The sequence below is a fragment of the Acinetobacter sp. 24-47-39 genome (assembly GCF_056783825.1).
Map to the genome: position 1 here is coordinate 1 of NZ_JBWYIP010000034.1, position 482 is coordinate 482.

Genomic DNA, 482 nt, shown 5'->3' on the forward strand with positions numbered 1-482 from the left:
AAACCCAAGTTGAATTAACCAACCGTGGTGAGATTGTGATTAACGATCGCAACGAAACCAATGTAAAAGGTGTATTTGCTGCGGGTGACTGCACAACAGTACCTTATAAACAAATCATCATTGCCACTGGTGAAGGCGCGAAAGCATCACTGTCAGCATTTGATTACATCATTCGTTCTGGTCAGTAGTTCAATCATATTCTTTAAATAAGAAGTTCTTAGTTTTGTAGTTTACAGAGGTTGAAGATGCTAACACTTCAGCCTCTTTTTTTGTAATCACTCACTTGATCTATATTATTTTTCAAATCAAATCTGTATTTTATTTGTAATTTTATTTCACAATAAATGGGTGTTTTGTGTAACAGGACCTGTTTATCGTGTCTGTTTTTTGTTTAAATATTAAGAAATTCTTTAGCCTTATTAAATTATAAAAGACAGATAATAACCATGCTTGCCAACATCTTTTCGGCATTGGAACAGCTC

At 33.8% G+C, this 482-nt stretch carries 1 protein-coding gene; it reads left to right on the plus strand.

Annotation, left to right across the window (positions count from 1 at the left end):
- Positions 1–188 (plus strand): FAD-dependent oxidoreductase (locus AC1M9C_RS14915; protein ID WP_481953419.1); only part of this gene is annotated, 188 nt, incomplete at its 5' end.
- Positions 189–482: the final 294 nt, after the last annotated feature.